Below are 18,258 nucleotides of genomic sequence, written 5' to 3' on the forward strand. Positions count from 1 at the left end.
AGGGCCAACCGCCATGGCAACGTATTAGAGGAGACCCTTGGCTTCAAGCAGGGCGTCAACGATGGCCTGGCGGGCGGCGGCGCGGGCCTCGCGGCTGGGAACGCGCAGCGCGTAGGCCGGATGGTAGGTGGCGATGATCCAGCGGCCATCGCGTTCGACGGCTTGGCCCATATAGTCCTTCAGCGCCACGCTGCCGCTTTGCAGGATGGACTTCAACGCAGTGGCGCCCAGGGCGACAATGACGTCGGGCGCCACGCTTTCCAACTCTGCTTCCAGCCAATAATGGCAAGCGGCGACTTCCTTCTGCGCAGGCGTCTTGTGCATGCGGCGCTTGCCGCGCGGCTCCCACTTGAAGTGCTTGACCGCGTTGGTGATATAGACCTGGCGGCGGTCGATGCCGGCAGCCTCCAGCGCCTCGTCAAGCAAGTCGCCGGCCGGACCGACGAAAGGTTTGCCGCTCAAATCCTCCTGGTCACCCGGCTGCTCACCGACCAGCATCAACTTTGCGTGGCGCGCACCCAGCCCTCCCACCGGCTGCGTGGCATTGCGCCACAAATCGCAGCGGCGGCACTCATCCAGGGTATGCGGACGTTGCTGTTCCGGCTTGGCTTTCATCCAGCCATTGTACGAAGCGTCAGGCCGAGCGGCGCACGATGTAACTGTCGATATCGAAACGCCGCGTGATGTGGCGGAAGTGGAAGGTGAAGCCCGGCCATATCACCAGGTTGCGGCCGCGCGAATCGAGATACCAGCTCTTGCAGCCTGTGTGCCACACCGTACCCTTGAGTTTTTGCTGCAGCTTGCGGTTGTAGGCGCCCTGCACCGCCGGCTGTACTTCGACCGAATGCAGGCCCCCGCGCAGCACGCGGCGTACGCCGTCGACCGCATAGCGCACGCTTGACTCGATCATGTAGATCATGGAGTTGTGGCCAAGCAGGGTATTCGGCCCGGTGATCATGAAGAAGTTGGGGAAACCGGCCACCGTGGCGCCTTTGTAGGCGCCTGCGCCGTCTTCCAGCGCCTGGGCGAAACTGCATCCATCCCGCCCGCGCAGTTCGATCGGGCCGTAGGCGTGTTCGACGTCGAAACCGGTGGCGTAGATGATCACGTCGACCGGGCGCTCCTCGCCGCTGCCGGTGACGATACTGTGTTCGCGCACCTCGTGGATGCCGTCCTTCAGCACCGCTACATTGGACTGTGACAGCGCGGGGTAGTAATCGTTGGTCAGCAGCACGCGCTTGCAGCCAAGCGTATAGTCCGGCACCAGCCTGGCGCGTAGCTGCGGGTCGGCGACTTGCCGTTTCAGGTGGCGCATGGCTTGCCACTGCATCAGCTTTGCCAGCACTGGCAGGAAAATGAACAGCACGACGCGCGATTCGAACTGCATGTAATGCTTGGCGCGATACAGCAACTGCAAGGGGCGCGCGCGGTCCAGCAGCCATTGCTCGACGCGCGTCACGGTACGGTCGGGACGCGGCAGTACCCAGTGCGCCGTGCGCTGGTAGTGGTCCAGCTGCTGCACCAGCGGCTGGATCTCCGGCACGAATTGCACGGCGCTGGCGCCGCTGCCGATCACCGCCACGCGCTTGCCGCCTAGATCGATGCTGTGGTCCCACTGCGCCGAATGGAAGCTCTGTCCGCGAAAACGCTGCGCGCCGGGAAATTGCGGGATGCTTGGCCGGCCGAGTAAGCCGATAGCGAAAATCACTGCGCGCGCCGTCATTTCGCCCTTGCTGGTGGCGAGATGCCATCTGCCCGTCGCTTCATCGAACTGCGCCGAGCGCAGCGCCGTGCCGAGGCGCAGATGCCGCTCCAGGTCGAAGTCGCGTACCACGCGCTGGGTATATTCGAGCAGTTCGTCCTGGCGCGGGAACAGGCGGCTCCAGTGCGCGTTCTGGGCGAAAGAGAACGAGTAAAGATGGCTGGGAATATCGCAAGCGGCGCCGGGATAGGTGTTGACGCGCCAGGTGCCGCCGAACACTTCATCCTTCTCCAGCATGACGAAGTTGTCGATGCCTGCTTCCCTCAGCTTGATTGCACTGCATATGCCGCCAAAGCCGCTGCCCACGATTACTACGTCGTAATCCATTGCCGCCCCCCCAGGATGGTTTGGCAGACTATAATTTTGCATTAATAACAAGTCAATACGGAGACGGCGATGTTCTTCCTTTACGCAGTGGGCGTTGCGGCATTGGCGCTGGTAGCGGCAGACCGGCTGCTGCCAGCCCCGTTGGCCAGGGCTTCGCTCGCATTTGAACGCAAGCGTTCCGGCCTCACGCTGCGGCAAGCTTCCCTGCCCTATCTCGACAGCGGCGCGGGCCAGGAGGTACTGCTGCTGGTGCACGGCTTTGCCGGCGACAAGGACAACTTCACGCGTATCGCGCGCTTGCTGGCGCCGCACTACCGCGTGATCATTCCCGACCTACCGGGCTTCGGTGATGCACGGCGCGATCCATCCGCCAAGCACGACATAGCGACGCAAGTCGAAAACCTGCGCGCCCTCATGGCGGAGCTGGGCGTGCAGCGCTTCCACGTGGGCGGCAATTCGATGGGCGGCTTCATCGCCGCCGAGTACGCGGCGCGCTACCCGGAGCAGGTGGCGAGCCTTTGGCTGCTGGCGCCCGCCGGTACCGAGGCGGCGTACGACAATCCCACCTTCCATACCTATCTGGCAGGCGGCGGCATGCCACTGCTGGTGCCCAACCCGCGCGACTTCGGCGCGCTGATGGCAAGCTGCATGGCTAAGCCGCCATTCTTCCCTTACTCGCTAAAACACGTCCTGGCGCGACGCGCAGTGGCGGATTACGGGCTGCACTGCGCAATCATGCGCGAACTGGTTGACTCGCCGATGCTGAGGGGTGCCATCGAAACGCCTGCGCTGATCGTGTGGGGCACTGAAGACCGTATCCTCAGCCCCAAAGGCGCCGCAGCCACCAAGGCGCTGATGCCGAATGCGCGGCTGGTCATGATGGAAGGCATCGGCCACCTGCCGATGCTGGAAGCGACACGCCGCACAGCACTGAATTTCATGGACTTCCAGCTTACGCTGGACGACCAGTCAGGGCGAAAGCGCGGGTGCGCTTGAGAAACTCGTTGAATTGGGCGGCATGCTCGGGGAAGAGCTCCTGGCCTTCGACGAAGATCGCCTCGGCCTCGTCGAGGTGGCCCAGCTTGAGCAGGCATTCGCCTTTGGAGAAGAATGCCGTCATTCCCTCCGGATTGAGGTAGATTGATTCGTCCAGGTCGCGCAAGGCTTGCTGGTACAAGCCCAGTTCCATGAACGCGAAAGCACGTTTATCCAATGCGTCGGTGTAGGCGGGATACAGTTCGATTGCCTTGCCATATTCGTTGATCGCTTCAATGCGGCGGCCTTCGGCGGCGTGCAGGCCGGCGCGTTCGAAATGTTCGGTGGCGGTGCGCATGATGGTGTCGGCATCCTGCCCCGTCAGGCGGACATAGAGTTCGAAGTCCATATACTTCAAGCCTTGCAGTTCGCGCGCGGTGGCGGCCTGGTTGCCGGCCAGCTCCCAGCCCTCAGCCAGGGTGGCCATGGCGCGCGGCGAATGCGCCATGCGCACCGGGGCTTGCGCCAGCGAGTCCAGCGTGGGCTTGATGGCGCACGATTCGTAGGTCAGGCAATGCGCGGTGGCGCCATCGACGGCGAATACCTTGAGCGCGCTCCAGAGCTGTCCATCCGGCTGCGGCTGGACGAGCACATCCCCGGCCTTCACGACAAGCTGCTGGCTGGGTTGGAAATTTCCCGGCGCCCTGGCGCGTGGAGCGCCGAGGGAAGCGAGGAAGGCAGTGATGGATTTAAGCATGCACAGGAGTGTACATGCTTTTTTGGCAGGATTACTGCTGGGCGTATGCCGCCAGGCGGGCGTCGGTGCAGGGCTGCAGGTCGGCCTGGGAGCTGATGTTCATGCCCAGGTCGTTCAGCAGTCCGTCCTTCAGGCCGTAGACGAAACCGTGCACGGTCAGTTCCTGGCCGCGCTCCCACGCGTCCTGCACGATAGTGGTCGAGCAGACGTTGGTCACCTGTTCCACCACGTTCAGCTCGCACAGGCGCTCGCTCTGTTTGCCGACATCGGCCAGCGCCGCGCCGAGGTAGCGCTCGTGCTTCTGCGCGACGTCCTGCACGTGGCGCAGCCAGTTGTCGACCAGGCCCACACGGCCACCGGTCAGTGCGGTGTGCACGCCCTTGCAGCCGTAGTGGCCTACGATGATGACGTGCTTGACCTTCAGCACTTCGATGGCGAACTGCAGCACCGACAGGGAATTCAAGTCCGAATGGACCACCACGTTGGCGATATTACGGTGCACGAACACTTTTCCAGGCGGCAGGCCAAGCAGTTCGTTTGCCGGTACGCGGGAATCGGAACAGCCGATCCACAGGTACTCCGGCGCCACCATCGACAGGTCGCGGAAGTAGTCAGGGTCTTGGATGACCTTTTTCTCCGCCCATTTACGGTTGTTTTCCAGCAGGTGCTTCAGTACGTCGTCGCTCATATACTCACTCGAAGAAGTCTTTGACCTTGTCCATGAAGGACTTGGTCTGTGGGCTATGCTTCGCACCACCTTCGGTGGTGGAACGCTCGAATTCACGCAGCAGGTCCTTCTGCTTGTCGGTCAGCTTGACCGGGGTCTCAACGGCGACATGGCAGAACAGGTCGCCCGGATAACCGGAACGCACGCCTTTGATGCCCTTGCCCTTGAGGCGGAAGGTCTTGCCGGACTGGGTGCCGTCCGGAATGGTGAACGATACTTTACCATCCAGCGTCGGCACTTCGATCTCGCCACCCAGCGCCGCCTTGGCGAAGCTGATCGGCATTTCGCAATGCAGGTCGTCGCCTTCGCGCTGGAAGACCGTGTGCGGCTTGATATGGATCTCCACATACAGGTCGCCCGGCGGCCCGCCGTTGGTGCCCGGTTCGCCGTTGCCGGTGGAGCGGATGCGCATGCCGTTGTCGATGCCGACCGGGATCTTCACTTCCAGCGTCTTGTTGCGCTTGATGCGGCCCGCGCCGGAGCACGATGGGCACGGCTCGGGAATGATCTTGCCGGTGCCGTGGCACTTGGGGCAGGTCTGCTGGATGCTGAAGAAGCCCTGCTGCATGCGCACCTGGCCATGGCCGCCGCAAGTGCCGCAGGTGACCGGCTGGGTGCCCGGCTTGGCGCCGGAACCGTGGCAGGTGTCGCACTTGTCCCAGCTCGGCACGCGGATCGTGGTGTCGAAGCCGTGGGCGGCCTGCTCCAGGGTGATTTCCAGGTTGTAGCGCAGGTCCGCGCCGCGGTAAACCTGCGGGCCGGAGCTGCGCCCGCGGCCGCCGCCGCCGAAAATGTCGCCGAAGATGTCGCCGAAGGCGTCGCCAAAACCGCCGAAGCCGCCGCCACCGCCGCCGCCCATATTCGGGTCCACGCCGGCGTGACCGTAACGGTCATACGCTTCGCGCTTCTCCGGATTGGTCAGCATCTCGTAGGCCTCTTTGACCTCTTTGAACTTTTCCTCGGCCTCTTTGTTATCCGGATTGCGGTCCGGATGATATTTCATCGCGAGTTTGCGATAGGCCTTCTTGATTTCGTCTTCGGACGAGTTCTTAGCGACCCCGAGGATCTCGTAAAAATCACGCTTTGCCATGATGTACCAATTTATGCGAAAAAGCCGAGCGAGCCCCGTCTGGATGCGTCGCTCGGCAGGTCAGAGAATTGACCGGATGTGAAGCTTACTTGCTATCTTTGACTTCCTTGAAGTCGGCGTCGACCACGTCGTCCTGGGCTGGCTTGGATTCAGCCTGTGCACCGGCACCAGCGCCTTCGGCACCGGCGGCGCCTTGCTGCGCCTGCATGTCAGCGTACATCTTCTCGCCCAGCTTCTGCGAAGCTTCGGACAGCGCTGCCACTTTGGCGTCGATCGCTGCCTTGTCGCCATCCTTGATGGTGGCTTCCAGGGCGGTGATGGCAGCTTCGATCTTCTCTTTCTCGCCGCCTTCCAGCTTGTCACCGTATTCGGTCAGGGATTTCTTGGTCGAGTGCACCAGCGCGTCGGCCTGGTTGCGGGACTCGGCCAGTTCTTTCAGCTTCTTGTCTTCTTCCGCGTTCAGTTCCGCGTCCTTCACCATCTTCTGGATTTCCTCTTCGGACAGGCCGGAGTTTGCCTTGATGGTGATCTTGTTTTCCTTGCCGGTGGCCTTGTCTTTCGCGCCGACGTGCAGGATGCCGTTGGCGTCGATGTCGAAGGTCACTTCGATCTGCGGGGTGCCGCGCGCTGCTGGCGGGATGCCTTCCAGGTTGAATTCGCCCAGGCCCTTGTTGCCGGCAGCGATTTCACGCTCGCCCTGGTACACCTTGATGGTCACGGCCGGCTGGTTGTCGTCGGCGGTCGAGAACACTTGCGAGAACTTGGTAGGAATCGTGGTGTTCTTGTGGATCATCTTGGTCATCACGCCGCCCAGGGTTTCAATACCCAGGGACAGCGGGGTCACGTCCAGCAGCAGCAGGTCTTTACGGTCGCCCGACAGAACCGCACCCTGGATCGCGGCGCCAACGGCCACGGCTTCGTCAGGGTTCACGTCCTTGCGTGGATCCTTGCCGAAGAATTCTTTCACTTTTTCCTGCACCTTAGGCATACGGGTCATGCCGCCGACCAGGATGATGTCGTCGATGTCGGACACTTTCACGCCGGCGTCCTTGATCGCGGTGCGGCAAGGCTCGATGGTGGCGGTGATCAGTTCCTCAACCAGGGACTCCAGCTTGGCGCGGGTCATCTTCAGGTTCAGGTGGACTGGCGCGCCGTTGGCCATGGCGATGTAAGGCTCGTTGATTTCGGTCTGCTGCGAGGACGACAGTTCGATCTTCGCGCGCTCGGCCGATGCCTTGATGCGCTGCAGGGCGATTGGATCCTTCTTCAGGTCCAGGCCGTTGATCTTCTTGAATTCGTCGATGATGTAGTCGATCACGCGCTGGTCGAAGTCTTCGCCGCCCAGGAAGGTGTCGCCGTTGGTCGACAGCACTTCGAACTGCTTTTCGCCGTCCACGTCGGCGATTTCGATGATCGAGACGTCGAAGGTACCGCCGCCCAGGTCATACACGGCGATCTTGCGGTCGCCCTTGTCGGTCTTGTCCAGGCCGAATGCAAGAGCGGCTGCGGTCGGTTCGTTGATGATGCGCTTGACTTCCAGGCCGGCGATACGGCCCGCGTCCTTGGTTGCCTGGCGCTGCGAGTCGTTGAAGTAGGCCGGCACGGTGATGACCGCTTCGGTCACTTCTTCGCCCAGGTAGTCTTCAGCGGTCTTCTTCATCTTGCGCAGCACTTCCGCGGAGATTTGAGGAGGCGCCAGCTTCTTGTCGCGCACGCCGATCCAGGCGTCGCCGTTGTCGGCCTTCATGATCTCGTAAGGCATCAGGGAGATGTCCTTCTGGACTTCCTTCTCCTGGAACTTACGGCCGATCAGGCGTTTCACCGCGAACAGGGTGTTCTTCGGGTTGGTGACGGCCTGGCGTTTGGCAGGTGCGCCAACCAGGATTTCGCCGTCTTCTTGGTAGGCGATGATGGAAGGGGTGGTACGCGCGCCTTCCGCATTCTCGATGACCTTCGGCGCGCCATTTTCCATGATGGCGACGCAGGAGTTGGTGGTGCCCAGGTCAATACCGATGATTTTGCCCATGATTTGTTCTTCCTTGTGTACTAAGTTTAATTACTTCTTATATGTGGAATTTGTGTTTCTTTTCAAGTGCTTACTTTGGCTGGGCAGCCGTCACGATGGCGGGACGCAGCAGGCGGTCCGCAATCATGTAACCCTTTTGCAGCACGGTGACGACGGTGTTCGCCTCCTGCTCGGCAGGCACCATGGCCACGGCCTGGTGCTTGTTCGGGTCCAGCTTGTCGCCGACCGCCGGCATCACTTCGATCAGGCGGTTGCGCTCGAAGGCGGAATTCAGCTGTTTCAGGGTCATTTCGACGCCTTCCTTCAGCGATTCCAGGGTCGGGTTGTCGACTTTGAGCGCCATTTCCAGGCTGTCCTTCACCGGCACCATGGCTTCGGCAAAGCTTTCAACGGCAAATTTGTGGGCCTTGGCCACGTCTTCCTGGGCGCGGCGGCGGATGTTTTCGCCTTCCGCCTTGGCGCGCATGAATGCGTCATGCATTTCGGCCAGTTTCGCCTCGGTCGCGGAGAGCTGCGCTTCCAGGTCGGACATCGCAGGGGCTTCAACTGGAGTCGTTTGCTCTTCTGCCTGCTCCACTTCCGGGTTCTGGCTTGGCTGGTTTTCCTGGTCTTGCATCTAAAAGACTCCTACAAAATCATGTTTATCTGACATCTGCTGCTTGGTGCACGAGCAAGAAATGGGGCTTGCCCCTATCTTTTCAAGGGGTATTCTGCCCCTCAGTGCAAAGGCCCGGCGCACGCCGGCGGGGGTGCTGTAACTGTAGAGTTACAAATTTTACAAAGCTCGGAGATACGTTAACCGGGGGTTTTGACTAAGATGAATCTATGCGGTGCCTGGACACCGCGTCCCCTCGGAGCGCATCATGAAGTTGCCATTTATTACAGCATCGATCATTGCCTGGAGCTTTCTTGCTACAGCAGTGATCGTCTTCAGCGAACTGTTCCCCTAACCAGTTATTTTAGCAGGTTAGCACTCACCACCCGCAAGTGCTAACAACTGGCTACCGGCGCAGCTTGCGCATGGACGACATGGTCGGCCAGCCGATCATGTGTTGCTCGGCAACCTCGGTCAGGGCAGCAATCCAGGCGGGATGGCTGTTCAGGCAAGGGATGTAATTGAACTCCTTGCCGCCGTTGGACAGGAAGTCGTGGCGCACTTCCATTGCAATTTCTTCCAGGGTTTCCAGGCAATCGCTGGTGAAGCCCGGGCAGATCACATCCAGCTTGCGCACTCCACCTTTTGCCAGTTGTGCCACAGTCGGTGCGGTATAGGGCTGCAGCCACTCAGCTTTGCCGAAGCGGGACTGGAAGGTGACCAGGTACTGGTTTTCGTTCAGGCGCAACTTGTTCGCCAGCAGGCGCGCGGTTTCCATGCATTCGCGTTGGTAGGTGTCGCCCAGGTCGATGGTGCGCTTCGGCACGCCGTGGAAGCTCATCACCAGCTTTTCACCGCGGCCGTTGGTTTCCCAATGAGCCAGCACGGTCTTTTTCAACGCGTCTATATAGCCGTCGTGATCGTGGTAGTCGCGCACGAAACGCAGCTCGGGGATGTTGCGCACTTTCTTGTAGTGGTCGAACACTGCGTCGCTGACCGAGGCGGTGGTGGTACCGGAATATTGCGGATAGGCCGGCAGGACCAGGATGCGGTCGTGGCCGTCGGCTTTAAGCTTGCCGAGCACTTCGGGCAGGGACGGGGAACCATAGCGCATCGCCATCGCCACCGTGACATCGTTGTGGCCACGTTCGCCGAGCAGGCCGCGCAGCAGCTTAGCTTGCGCTTGCGTGTTGTATTTCAATGGCGAGCCGTCGCTGGTCCAGATCGCGGCGTACTTCTGCGCCGACTGCTTGGAGCGGAAAGGCAGGATGATGCCGTTCAGGATGAACCACCAGACTGCCTTCGGGATTTCGACCACGCGCGGGTCGGACAGGAATTCCTTCAGGTAGCGGCGCACGGCGCCGGGCGTCGGTTCGTCAGGGGTACCGAGATTGACCAGTACCACGGCGGTTCTGGAGACGGAGCCTGGCTGCAGGGCGGGTTCTTTGGCGAACGGCATCTTGGGTACTTTTTTGTTATTCGTGGGCGCGCCATTATAAACTGGCGCGCTTTAGGTGCACGGTGCAGGAGGGACATGCGGGCGTGGCGTGCTATTCGCGCATGGACTGCGCCAGTTGCCACCTGGTTTCACCTGGCAGCAGAATCCATATGTGTTTCCATGCATTGCGCTTTGTCGACGCGAGTTGATTAACCAGAGATGCTGGCGATGTCGCTTGGCCGTTGAAAACGACGTGGTCTCCGACCACCGAAGCGTGGAATGTCTTGCGCTTGACGACAACGCGCAGTTTGGTCCCCTCTGGCAGAAACAGGTGCTTCCATTGATACCCTCCCAGCAGGGCTAGTGACTCTTCAGGCGGTGGTGCGCTTTGCTGCTCGATCCAGGCGGTGATCGCCTTGCTCGCCACCTTCGCGACTTCTTCACTTACTGTCGAACCATCGAGAAACCTACAAAGATTTTCGAATACCCTGAAAGTGATTGGGATGCTGATGGTGGGTTCCATTTTCCATCCTCCTTCGCGTTGTTGCGCAATGCTGCGCAATCGTGCGCAAATCTGCTCTTTGCTGCTCTTTCGCTGCTCCTTCGTGCTCTTTCAGTGCTCCTTTGTGCTCCTTTTGTGCGCTTTCGTGCTCGTTTACTGCTCTTTTTTGCTCCTGCATTCGGAGAGCAGAAAAGAGCAGAGAAAGAGCACAAAAGAGCAGAAGAGGAGCACAAAGGAGCACTGAATGAGCAAAAAAGTGCAGCAAAGGAGCAAGAAAGAGCAGCAAAGAGCAGCTTTGCGCGAGTTAAACGAGCAAAAGGTAATGATTCGGAGTTCGGAAGGACACCCCGGAATCCTCCGAATCGATCGCAACTGCTTGGATTCGCGCGAGTGGCGATTGTTCCAGCGACGATGAAGTTACCCCACTCCGTTCATACGCTGCCCCACAACTAAGAAGCCAAAAGCTCGCGGGCGTGCTTGCGGGTGGTTGCAGTGATTTCAAGGCCGCCCAGCATCCGCGCCACTTCCTCAATGCGCGCTTTCTGGTCCAGCACTTCGATGCGCGAGGCTGTGCGGCCGTTGTCGGAGGGTCCTTTGGCGACCTGGAAGTGCTGGTTGCCCTGGCTGGCGACTTGCGGCAAGTGCGTCACGCACAATACTTGGCGCTCCTGACCGAGGCGCTTGAGCAAGCGGCCCACGACCTCAGCCACGCCGCCGCCGATGCCGCTATCGACTTCGTCGAAGATCAGGGTCGGCACGGTGGTCGCATGCGAAGTGATCACGGAGATCGCCAGTGAGATACGCGCCAGTTCGCCGCCCGACGCCACTTTTGCCAACGGGCGCGGCGCGACGCCGGCGTGGCCAGCCACCAGGAATTCCACTTGCTCCACGCCGTAAGCAGTTGGCTCGCACGGGCGCAGCGCGATCTCGAAGCGTCCACCGGACATGCTCAGCTCCTGCATCCCTTGCGTGACGGCTGCTCCCAGCGCTTGCGCGGCGGTTGCACGCGTTGCCGACAGCTCCGCAGCCAACTCGAGATAAGACGCCTTCAGTTTTTCTTCCTGCTTGCGCAGACCTTCCAGGTCCGCGGCATCTGCCAACTGCGCCAGCTTTTCCGACAGGCGTTCATGCTCCTCCGGCAGATCGTCGGCGTGCACACGGAACTTGCGCGAGGCCGAATGCAGCGCTTCCATGCGCGCATCGACCTGGCGCAGGCGCTCTGGATCAAGCTCCACGCGATCCATATAGTTATTCAGCGCGTATACGGATTCCTGCAACTGGATGCGCGCCGATTCGAGCAGGTCGACAACCGGCTGCAATTCGGCATCGACCGACACCAGCTTGCCCAGCCGCGTTGCAATCGTGGTGACCTGCGAAAGGACTGGATGGTCGTCGGCCTCCGAAAGAACACCCAGCGCTTCCTGCGCGCCTTCCAGCAAGCTGGCCGCGTGCGACAAGCGCGAATGCTCGTTGCCGATTTCCGCCCACTCGCCCTTCTTCGGCGCCAGCTTGTCCAGCTCCGTTACCTGCCACTCCAGGCGTTCGCGTTCGAATTGCAGGTTGGCGGCGTTGGCCTCGTACTCCTCCAACTGCTTCGACAAAGCGCGCCAGGCGCGGTAAGCCGCGGTCACTTCGCGCACATTGGCGCCGCTTTGGTTATCCAGCAGCTCGCGCTGCGAATCGGATTTCAGCAGCGATTGGTGCGCGTGCTGGCCGTGGATGTCGACCAGCATATCGCCCAACTCGCGCAACTGGCCGGCGGTCGCCGCCACGCCGTTGATGAAGGCCTTGGAACGGCCTGCGTTGTCGATCACGCGCCGCAACAGCGCGCCGCCCTCCTCCACCGCAAACTCGTTCGACTCCAGCCAGGCCCGGGCCTGTTCGGTGAGTGCGAAATCGGCGGTGATGTCGGCCTTGGCCGTGCCTTCGCGCACCATGCTGCCATCGCCCCGGCCACCCAGCGCCAGCGTCAGTGCATCAATCAGGATGGATTTACCGGCACCGGTTTCGCCGGTGAAGACTGTGAAGCCAGGGGAAAATTCAAGCTCAATCGAATCGACAATAACGAAATCGCGGATGGACAGGGTTCGAAGCATCAGATTTTGCCGTCAGTAGAGGGGTATTCGTTCCAGTGCAGCTTTTCGCGCAGGGTGTTGTAGTAGCTCCAGCCTTCCGGATGCAGGAAGGTGATGGTGTGCGGCGAGAGGCGGATGTGGATCCGGTCACCGTTCGCCAGGCTGGCGAAGGTCTGCATGTCAAAGTTCACGGTGGTGTCCTTGCCGCGCTTGATCTCGATCACGATCTCGCTGGAGTCGGGCAGCACGATCGGGCGGTTGGACAGCGCGTGCGGTGCGATCGGCACCATCACTATCCCGCCCAGCGTCGGATGCAGCAGCGGGCCGCCGGCCGACAGCGCGTAAGCCGTGGAGCCGGTCGGTGTCGAGATGATCAGGCCGTCCGAGCGCTGGTTGTACATGAACTGGTTGTCGACGTCGACGCTCAACTCCACCATGCCCGCGCCGGCGCCGCGCGAGACCACCACGTCGTTGACGGCGGTGCCGAAGAAGATCGCCTTCCCATCACGCATGACGCGGCCTTCCAACAAGGTGCGGCGTTCGGCCTTGTGGGTGCCGCCGAGGATGCGTCCCAGCACCGGCAGCATGTCTTCCTGGCGGATGTCGGTCATGAAGCCGAGGCGCCCCTGATTGATGCCGATCAGCGGCGTGTCGTAGGAGGCCAACTGGCGCGCGATGCCCAGCATGGTGCCGTCGCCGCCCATCACCACTACGGCATCGGCGCGCTCGCCAATGCCTTGCACACTCATCGAGGGGAAATCCGAGATGGCAAGGTGCTCTGCCGTGTCAGCCTCCAGCACCACGCTGTAACCACCCTGCTTCAGGAAGTCCAGCACATCACGCACCGGCTCTTCGATGCCGGTCGTATTGGGGCGGACAACCAGGGCAATCGTGTTGTACATCGGATGCGTAGCGGACATATCAATCTCGGTCTAAATATGGGGGTGGCAACACGCAGCAGAGTAACCCATAATGCTTGCTCATGCCATGCATTGCGACACTGGCCGATACGCTAATAAATACTGTATGTTTGCACAGTATATAACAAGGGGGACTGGAATGGCAAAAGCATTGGGTATTGGCGGGATTTTCTTCAAGTCCAAGGACCCGGTGGCGCTGATGGCCTGGTACCAGGCTTGCCTCGGCCTGTCGGACGAAGCCAAGGAGTACGCCTCCTTCGCGCCGGCCGCCATGCCGTCGAATGGCGCCACGGTGTTCAGTCCCTTCAAGAGCACGACATCCTATTTCGCCCCGTCCAAACGCGAATTCATGATCAATTTTATTGTGGATGACCTGGACGGCGCATTGAAACAGGTCGCCGATGGCGGCGGCACCCTGGTGGGCGATGTGCAGTCCTTCGACTATGGCCGTTTTGGCTGGTTTGTCGACCCGGACGGCAATAAGGTCGAGCTGTGGCAGCCGAATGCTGCGGCGTGAGGAATGACAAGGTATAGCTGAACGGCGTGCGCGGGCCCCGATCGGGTGCTGATCCATCTCAAACGAAGGCCAGAGGCGGCTTTCCAGGCGGCAAGGTTGAGGTAAAATTCAAGCTGTTGAGAGATTTACTACCCCTGCCCCGCCATGGATTCCGTATCAGAAGCCCAATTTGAACTTGACCAGTTGCGCCTCCAGGCCAAGCGGCAGCTGCTTGGGACGGTGGCACTCGGTGTCATGGCGGGACTGCTGGCGTTTGTCGGCCAGAGCGCGCTGGGGCAGGCGCGCCCCCTGCTGGAGGGCTCGTTCGGGTCTTGGCAATCGTTCTACACTTTCGTGCTGTGGGCACTCGCCATTGCGTGGCTGGTGGCGCTGGCCCAGCAAGCCATGCACTTCCAGAACATCAGTGAGCGCTTCGAGTCGCAACGCCGGCTGGACACGGTCTACGCGGAGCGCGCCGCCAAGGCGCAAGCCGCCGAAGAAACCCGCCAACGCCAGCGCGCCGAGACTGAAGCACGCCAAGCGGCCGAGCGTATCAAGCGCCAGAACAAGAGCGTCCGCAGCACCAAGTTCGATTACTAGTCTGCAGGCCCATGAGGAGCCTCACTTTGACCTTCCCGGTACTCTTGCCGCTATTGTTGGCCTTGCTGATGCCTGTGCTGACCTTCGCAGTTGGACTGGTCATTGCCGGACCTGGGAAACGGCTGCGCTGGACAGTCTTGTTCGTGGCCACCAGCACGCTGTTCGGCTTCGCCACACCCTATCTGTTTCGCCAGGATGGGTTGCTGATCGGTCTTGTCATGTTTGGCATTGTTCCGCTGGCGCCCGCATTCATGCTTTGGCTTGCGTGGAAAATTCGGCGCTCATCTTGACAACCCCCATTCTCGTTCTGCTGCCCGGCATGGATGGCACGGGCGAACTGTTTACCCCATTCATCCAGGCACTTGGCGGCGAATTTGATGTACGGGTGGTGCGCTACCCCGGCGACCACTGTGGCGGTTATGAGCAACTAGAGGAAGTTGCGCGGGCAGCGATTCCGCTCGACAGGCCCTATTTGCTGCTAGGGGAATCGTTTTCCGGGCCGCTTGCGATTTCGATTTCAGCGTCAGCGCCCGGCCAGTTGCTAGGGTTGGTGTTGTGTTGCACGTTCGCGCGTAATCCAAGGCCGGGATTGTCGGCGCTGAAGCCGGTCATCGGGGCCGTTCCATTCAAAGCACTGCCTTCGGGCTGGCTCGTCGACCGGCCGCTGCGCGCAGCGTTCGAGCGAGCGCTGGAGCAGGTATCAACGCCGGCACTGCGTGCGCGGATGCGCGCCGTGCTGGCCGTCGATGTCTGTGACCGCCTTCGTGCCTGCGCTGTGCCGATACTGTATTTGCGTGCGAAGCGCGACCGCCTGGTGCCGCTGGCTGCAGCAAGCCTGATCACGAAGATCAAGCCTGCAGCCAAAGTCATCGCATTCGACGCGCCTCACTTCCTGCTGCAAACGGCGCCCGAACACGCCGCGCGTGAAGTCGCAGCCTTCGTGCGGCTTAGTGCGCAGAGATAATCCCCAGCCCCATCACGCCCAGGACGGCGATCGCCAGCGAAATGCCATGCAGTACGGCGAGCAGCACCCAGCGCCAGAACGTCCCCCACCTGCCCTTCTGATAGACGCGTTGCATGGCCCAAGGCAGATAGCCGGCGACCCAGCAGAGCGCCAAAAACTTCAGGAAGCCGTCAGGCAAGAAAATAAACACGCCGAGCATGGCGAACGCAAATGCGTTGGTGTGCAGCGCGAACAGCATATGCTCGCCGTACTTCTTGCCGCTACCGAGATACAGCACCTTCATCCACAGCGCGAAGAGCGGCATCAGCAGGAAGATCGCGTACGGTGCGTACTTGTAAAAGCCGGCCTGCATCACTGCGCTCTTCTGGTGGTCGTCCATCTTATCGAAGCGGTCGACGGCGTGGTAGACGGCGGGATACTTCTGCTGCAGCGCCCGTTCCAGCTGATCGTTCACGATCGGCGGATGATCTGCCTGGTTCGCCTTCACTTCGCTGATGGCGCGCTCGGCCTGCAGCTTGATGGCCGGCGGCGTAGGGCGCGGATCAACCGTCGCCACATCGGCATCGCTGAACTTCAGCACGGCGAAGAAGATGATGCTGAGCGACAGGTACAGCCGCAGCGGCTCGACATAGCGCTTGCGGCGGCCGGCCAGGTATTCGGCCGTCAGCAGGCCGGGACGGAACAGCAGGCGCGAAATGGTGCCCCACAAACGCCCTTCCAGCGCAACGTAGTGGCCAATGAACTCATGCATGAACTCACTGAAGCTGGGCGCATGCAAATGCGTCTCCTGCCCGCACATATGGCAGAAATTTCCGGAAGTAGTGGCGCCGCAGTTGCGGCAAGTGTTGTCGGTGGCGATATCCATAGTGCAATGCTACCGGTGGAATTGCTTCTATTCAAGCTGGCGACCACCGCCGCGCGCCTTCGCTACCATGAACTGAGGAGGAAGACACCATGGAACCGAACAGCAAGGACCGCAAAGTCAACACGCAGACGCCCGTGGACCGCAGCGGCGGCAAGCGCCTGCCACACGAACGCGACGAGTCGCCGCAGGGCGCGACACAGCAAAAAACCCGCAGCGTGATCCGCCAGGCGGCGGAAGATGTCGAACAAGGGCTGGTCGACACCGACTTGCACGGCAAGCCGGGCCTGCAAAAGCCGCCAGCCGGCAATGAGTCGAAGGCCAATCCCCTGCCCGGCACCAAACGCGATTGAGGCCCATATGCGAACCGCCATCCTTTCCTTGCTGGCCTGCGCGGCCGCCAGCGTCGCCCTGGCGCAAAGCTACCCGCCGGGCTGGGGCCCCAACCCAAGCCTGCCGGAGCCGAACAGGAAGCTGATCCCGACCGTCAACGTGGCGCCGGTCGAACGCTGGAAGGGCGACGACAAGCCGGTGCCGGCCGCGGGATTCAGCGTCGGCGCCTATGCGCGCGACCTCGATCACCCCCGCTGGCTGTACGTGCTGCCGAACGGCGACGTGCTGGTCGCCGAGACGGCCGCCCCGCCCAAGCCGGAAGACGGCAAAGGCATCAAGGGCGCGATCATGAAGCACGAAATGAAGAAGGCCGGCTCGGTCACGCCCTCCGCCAACCGCATCACCCTGCTGCGCGATATCGACGAACGCGGCGTGGCGAAAACGCGCGGCACCTTCATCAAGGACCTCAACTCGCCGTTCGGCATGGTGCTGGTTGATAAGGACCTGTACGTCGCCAACACCGATGCGGTGGTGCGCTTCCCCTACGCCGAGGGCGCGACGTCGATCGGCGCGGCCGGGATCAAGGTATTGGACCTGCCGGCCGGCCCGCTCAACCACCACTGGACCAAGAACATCACGGCCAGCCCGGACGGACGCTTCCTGTACGTCACCGTAGGCTCGAACAGCAACGTTGGCGAGAACGGCATGGACAAGGAAGAAGGCCGCGCCGCGATCTGGGAATATGAACGTGCCACCGGCAAGTCGCGCCTGTTCGCAACAGGCCTGCGCAATGCCAACGGCATGGCGTGGGAGCCCCGCTCCAAGGCTCTCTGGACCGTGGTGAACGAGCGCGACGAACTGGGCGACGACCTGGTGCCGGACTACCTGACCTCGGTCAAGGACGGCGCATTCTATGGCTGGCCTTACAGCTACTACGGCCAGCGCGTGGACACGCGCGTCAAGTCGCCGCGCCCGGACCTGGTGGCAAAGGCGGTGATGCCGGACTACGCGCTGGGCGGGCACACAGCCTCCCTCGGCCTTGCCTTCTACGACGCGAAACTGTTCCCTGCCAGCTGGCAAGGCGGCGCCTTCATCGGCCAGCACGGCTCGTGGAACCGCAAACAGTTCAGCGGCTACAAGGTGGCCTTCGTGCCGTTTGCGGAAGGCCGGCCGGCCGGGCCGCCGGTGGATTTCCTGTCCGGCTTCGTGACGCGCGAGGGCAAGGCCAAGGGCCGGCCGGTCGGCGTGGCGGTGGATAAAACCGGCGCCTTGCTGGTGGCGGATGACGTGGGCAATGTGGTGTGGCGGGTAGTGCCGGCGAGCCACTGAGAAAACCAATACAATGTAGCCATGCGCATCCTACACACGATGCTGCGGGTTGGTGACCTGCAGCGATCCATCGACTTCTACACCAAGGTGCTGGGCATGAAACTTCTGCGCACCAGCGACAATCCCGAATACAAGTACACGCTGGCCTTCCTCGGCTACGGTCACAACCCGGACCACGCGGAGCTGGAACTGACGTACAACTACGGCGTCGAGCAATACGACATGGGCAATGCCTATGGCCACATCGCGATTTCCGCGGCCGACATCGTTTCCGCCTGCGAGGCAGTGCGCACCAACGGCGGCAACGTCACGCGTGAGCCGGGGCCGGTCAAGGGCGGCACCACGGTGATCGCTTTTGTGACGGACCCGGACGGGTACAAGATCGAACTGATCGAACGCAGTTTCGACGCCCAGGGGGCCGGACTGCGCTGAGAGAAATCCGCCGCAGCGCCTTGAACGGCGCCGCGGCAGATCAGGGGG

At 61.4% G+C, this 18,258-nt stretch carries 20 protein-coding genes; 8 read left to right on the plus strand and 12 right to left on the minus strand.

Going from position 1 to position 18,258, the window contains the following annotated elements:
• Nucleotides 1-24: 24 nt before the first annotated feature.
• Nucleotides 25-615, minus strand: a complete 591-nt coding sequence (locus BM269_RS17770) for a UdgX family uracil-DNA binding protein (RefSeq protein WP_090439697.1) — start codon at nucleotides 613-615, stop codon at nucleotides 25-27.
• Between the two features lie 19 nt (nucleotides 616-634).
• Nucleotides 635-2,089: a flavin-containing monooxygenase gene (locus tag BM269_RS17775; protein WP_090439699.1), complete on the minus strand. Its 1,455-nt coding sequence runs from the start codon at nucleotides 2,087-2,089 to the stop codon at nucleotides 635-637.
• Between the two features lie 69 nt (nucleotides 2,090-2,158).
• Here BM269_RS17775 and BM269_RS17780 point away from each other — a divergent pair, with 69 nt between their 5' ends.
• A complete protein-coding gene (locus BM269_RS17780) occupies nucleotides 2,159-3,085 on the plus strand; it encodes an alpha/beta fold hydrolase (RefSeq protein WP_090439702.1) in 927 nt (308 codons plus the stop codon).
• Here BM269_RS17780 and BM269_RS17785 read toward each other — a convergent pair.
• From BM269_RS17785 to BM269_RS17830, 9 genes are all read right to left on the minus strand, one after another.
• A complete protein-coding gene (locus BM269_RS17785) occupies nucleotides 3,042-3,821 on the minus strand; it encodes a tetratricopeptide repeat protein (RefSeq protein WP_139232780.1) in 780 nt (259 codons plus the stop codon). The two genes, BM269_RS17780 and BM269_RS17785, sit on opposite strands and share 44 nt — an antisense overlap.
• Before the next feature lie 31 nt (nucleotides 3,822-3,852).
• Nucleotides 3,853-4,509, minus strand: coding sequence for a carbonic anhydrase (locus tag BM269_RS17790; protein ID WP_090439708.1), 657 nt, complete (start codon nucleotides 4,507-4,509; stop codon nucleotides 3,853-3,855).
• 4 nt (nucleotides 4,510-4,513) lie between these two features.
• Nucleotides 4,514-5,638, minus strand: coding sequence for a molecular chaperone DnaJ (gene dnaJ, locus BM269_RS17795; protein WP_090439711.1), 1,125 nt, complete (start codon nucleotides 5,636-5,638; stop codon nucleotides 4,514-4,516).
• A gap of 85 nt (nucleotides 5,639-5,723) precedes the next feature.
• Complete coding sequence (gene dnaK, locus BM269_RS17800) at nucleotides 5,724-7,664, minus strand: molecular chaperone DnaK (protein ID WP_090439714.1); 1,941 nt, start codon at nucleotides 7,662-7,664, stop codon at nucleotides 5,724-5,726.
• 70 nt (nucleotides 7,665-7,734) lie between these two features.
• Nucleotides 7,735-8,280, minus strand: a complete 546-nt coding sequence (gene grpE / locus BM269_RS17805; RefSeq protein WP_090439717.1) for a nucleotide exchange factor GrpE — start codon at nucleotides 8,278-8,280, stop codon at nucleotides 7,735-7,737.
• A 385-nt stretch (nucleotides 8,281-8,665) separates the two neighbouring features.
• A complete protein-coding gene (gene hemH / locus BM269_RS17810; RefSeq protein WP_090439720.1) occupies nucleotides 8,666-9,718 on the minus strand; it encodes a ferrochelatase in 1,053 nt (350 codons plus the stop codon).
• A gap of 91 nt (nucleotides 9,719-9,809) precedes the next feature.
• Complete coding sequence (locus BM269_RS17815; protein ID WP_090439723.1) at nucleotides 9,810-10,220, minus strand: hypothetical protein; 411 nt, start codon at nucleotides 10,218-10,220, stop codon at nucleotides 9,810-9,812.
• A gap of 428 nt (nucleotides 10,221-10,648) precedes the next feature.
• Complete coding sequence (gene recN, locus BM269_RS17825; protein ID WP_090439729.1) at nucleotides 10,649-12,295, minus strand: DNA repair protein RecN; 1,647 nt, start codon at nucleotides 12,293-12,295, stop codon at nucleotides 10,649-10,651.
• Entirely contained in the window at nucleotides 12,295-13,194 is a 900-nt protein-coding gene (locus BM269_RS17830; protein WP_090439732.1) for an NAD kinase, read from the minus strand. Before BM269_RS17830 ends, recN begins: the two co-directional genes overlap by 1 nt.
• Before the next feature lie 139 nt (nucleotides 13,195-13,333).
• Here BM269_RS17830 and BM269_RS17835 point away from each other — a divergent pair, with 139 nt between their 5' ends.
• The 4 genes from BM269_RS17835 (at nucleotide 13,334) to BM269_RS17850 (ending at nucleotide 15,254) form a co-directional block, all read left to right on the plus strand.
• Nucleotides 13,334-13,711 carry a VOC family protein gene (locus BM269_RS17835; RefSeq protein WP_090439735.1) on the plus strand — a complete coding sequence of 126 codons (378 nt, stop codon included), beginning with the start codon at nucleotides 13,334-13,336 and terminating at the stop codon, nucleotides 13,709-13,711.
• A 144-nt stretch (nucleotides 13,712-13,855) separates the two neighbouring features.
• On the plus strand, nucleotides 13,856-14,290 hold the full coding sequence (locus BM269_RS17840) for a hypothetical protein (protein WP_090439738.1): 435 nt from the start codon (nucleotides 13,856-13,858) through the stop codon (nucleotides 14,288-14,290).
• A 26-nt stretch (nucleotides 14,291-14,316) separates the two neighbouring features.
• Nucleotides 14,317-14,580 carry a hypothetical protein gene (locus BM269_RS17845; protein WP_139232781.1) on the plus strand — a complete coding sequence of 88 codons (264 nt, stop codon included), beginning with the start codon at nucleotides 14,317-14,319 and terminating at the stop codon, nucleotides 14,578-14,580.
• Nucleotides 14,577-15,254, plus strand: coding sequence for an alpha/beta fold hydrolase (locus BM269_RS17850; protein ID WP_211482717.1), 678 nt, complete (start codon nucleotides 14,577-14,579; stop codon nucleotides 15,252-15,254). Before BM269_RS17845 ends, BM269_RS17850 begins: the two co-directional genes overlap by 4 nt.
• Here the strand turns inward: BM269_RS17850 and BM269_RS17855 are convergent.
• The gene (locus tag BM269_RS17855) at nucleotides 15,238-16,119 is read right to left on the minus strand and encodes a DUF3667 domain-containing protein (RefSeq protein WP_090439744.1); all 882 of its coding nucleotides are present in this window, start codon (nucleotides 16,117-16,119) and stop codon (nucleotides 15,238-15,240) included. The genes BM269_RS17850 and BM269_RS17855 overlap by 17 nt on opposite strands.
• A gap of 89 nt (nucleotides 16,120-16,208) precedes the next feature.
• Between BM269_RS17855 and BM269_RS17860 the strand changes: the two genes are divergently transcribed.
• Genes BM269_RS17860 through gloA form a run of 3 tightly spaced genes read left to right on the plus strand, consistent with a single transcriptional unit; the run spans nucleotide 16,209 to nucleotide 18,210 of the window.
• On the plus strand, nucleotides 16,209-16,469 hold the full coding sequence (locus BM269_RS17860; protein ID WP_090439747.1) for a hypothetical protein: 261 nt from the start codon (nucleotides 16,209-16,211) through the stop codon (nucleotides 16,467-16,469).
• Nucleotides 16,470-16,476: 7 nt separating this feature from the next.
• Nucleotides 16,477-17,778, plus strand: coding sequence for a PQQ-dependent sugar dehydrogenase (locus tag BM269_RS17865; protein ID WP_090439750.1), 1,302 nt, complete (start codon nucleotides 16,477-16,479; stop codon nucleotides 17,776-17,778).
• A 21-nt stretch (nucleotides 17,779-17,799) separates the two neighbouring features.
• On the plus strand, nucleotides 17,800-18,210 hold the full coding sequence (gene gloA, locus BM269_RS17870) for a lactoylglutathione lyase (RefSeq protein ID WP_090439753.1): 411 nt from the start codon (nucleotides 17,800-17,802) through the stop codon (nucleotides 18,208-18,210).
• Nucleotides 18,211-18,258: the final 48 nt, after the last annotated feature.

The sequence above is a fragment of the Duganella sp. CF458 genome (genome assembly GCF_900113115.1).
Taxonomy (GTDB): Bacteria; Pseudomonadota; Gammaproteobacteria; order Burkholderiales; family Burkholderiaceae_D; genus Rugamonas.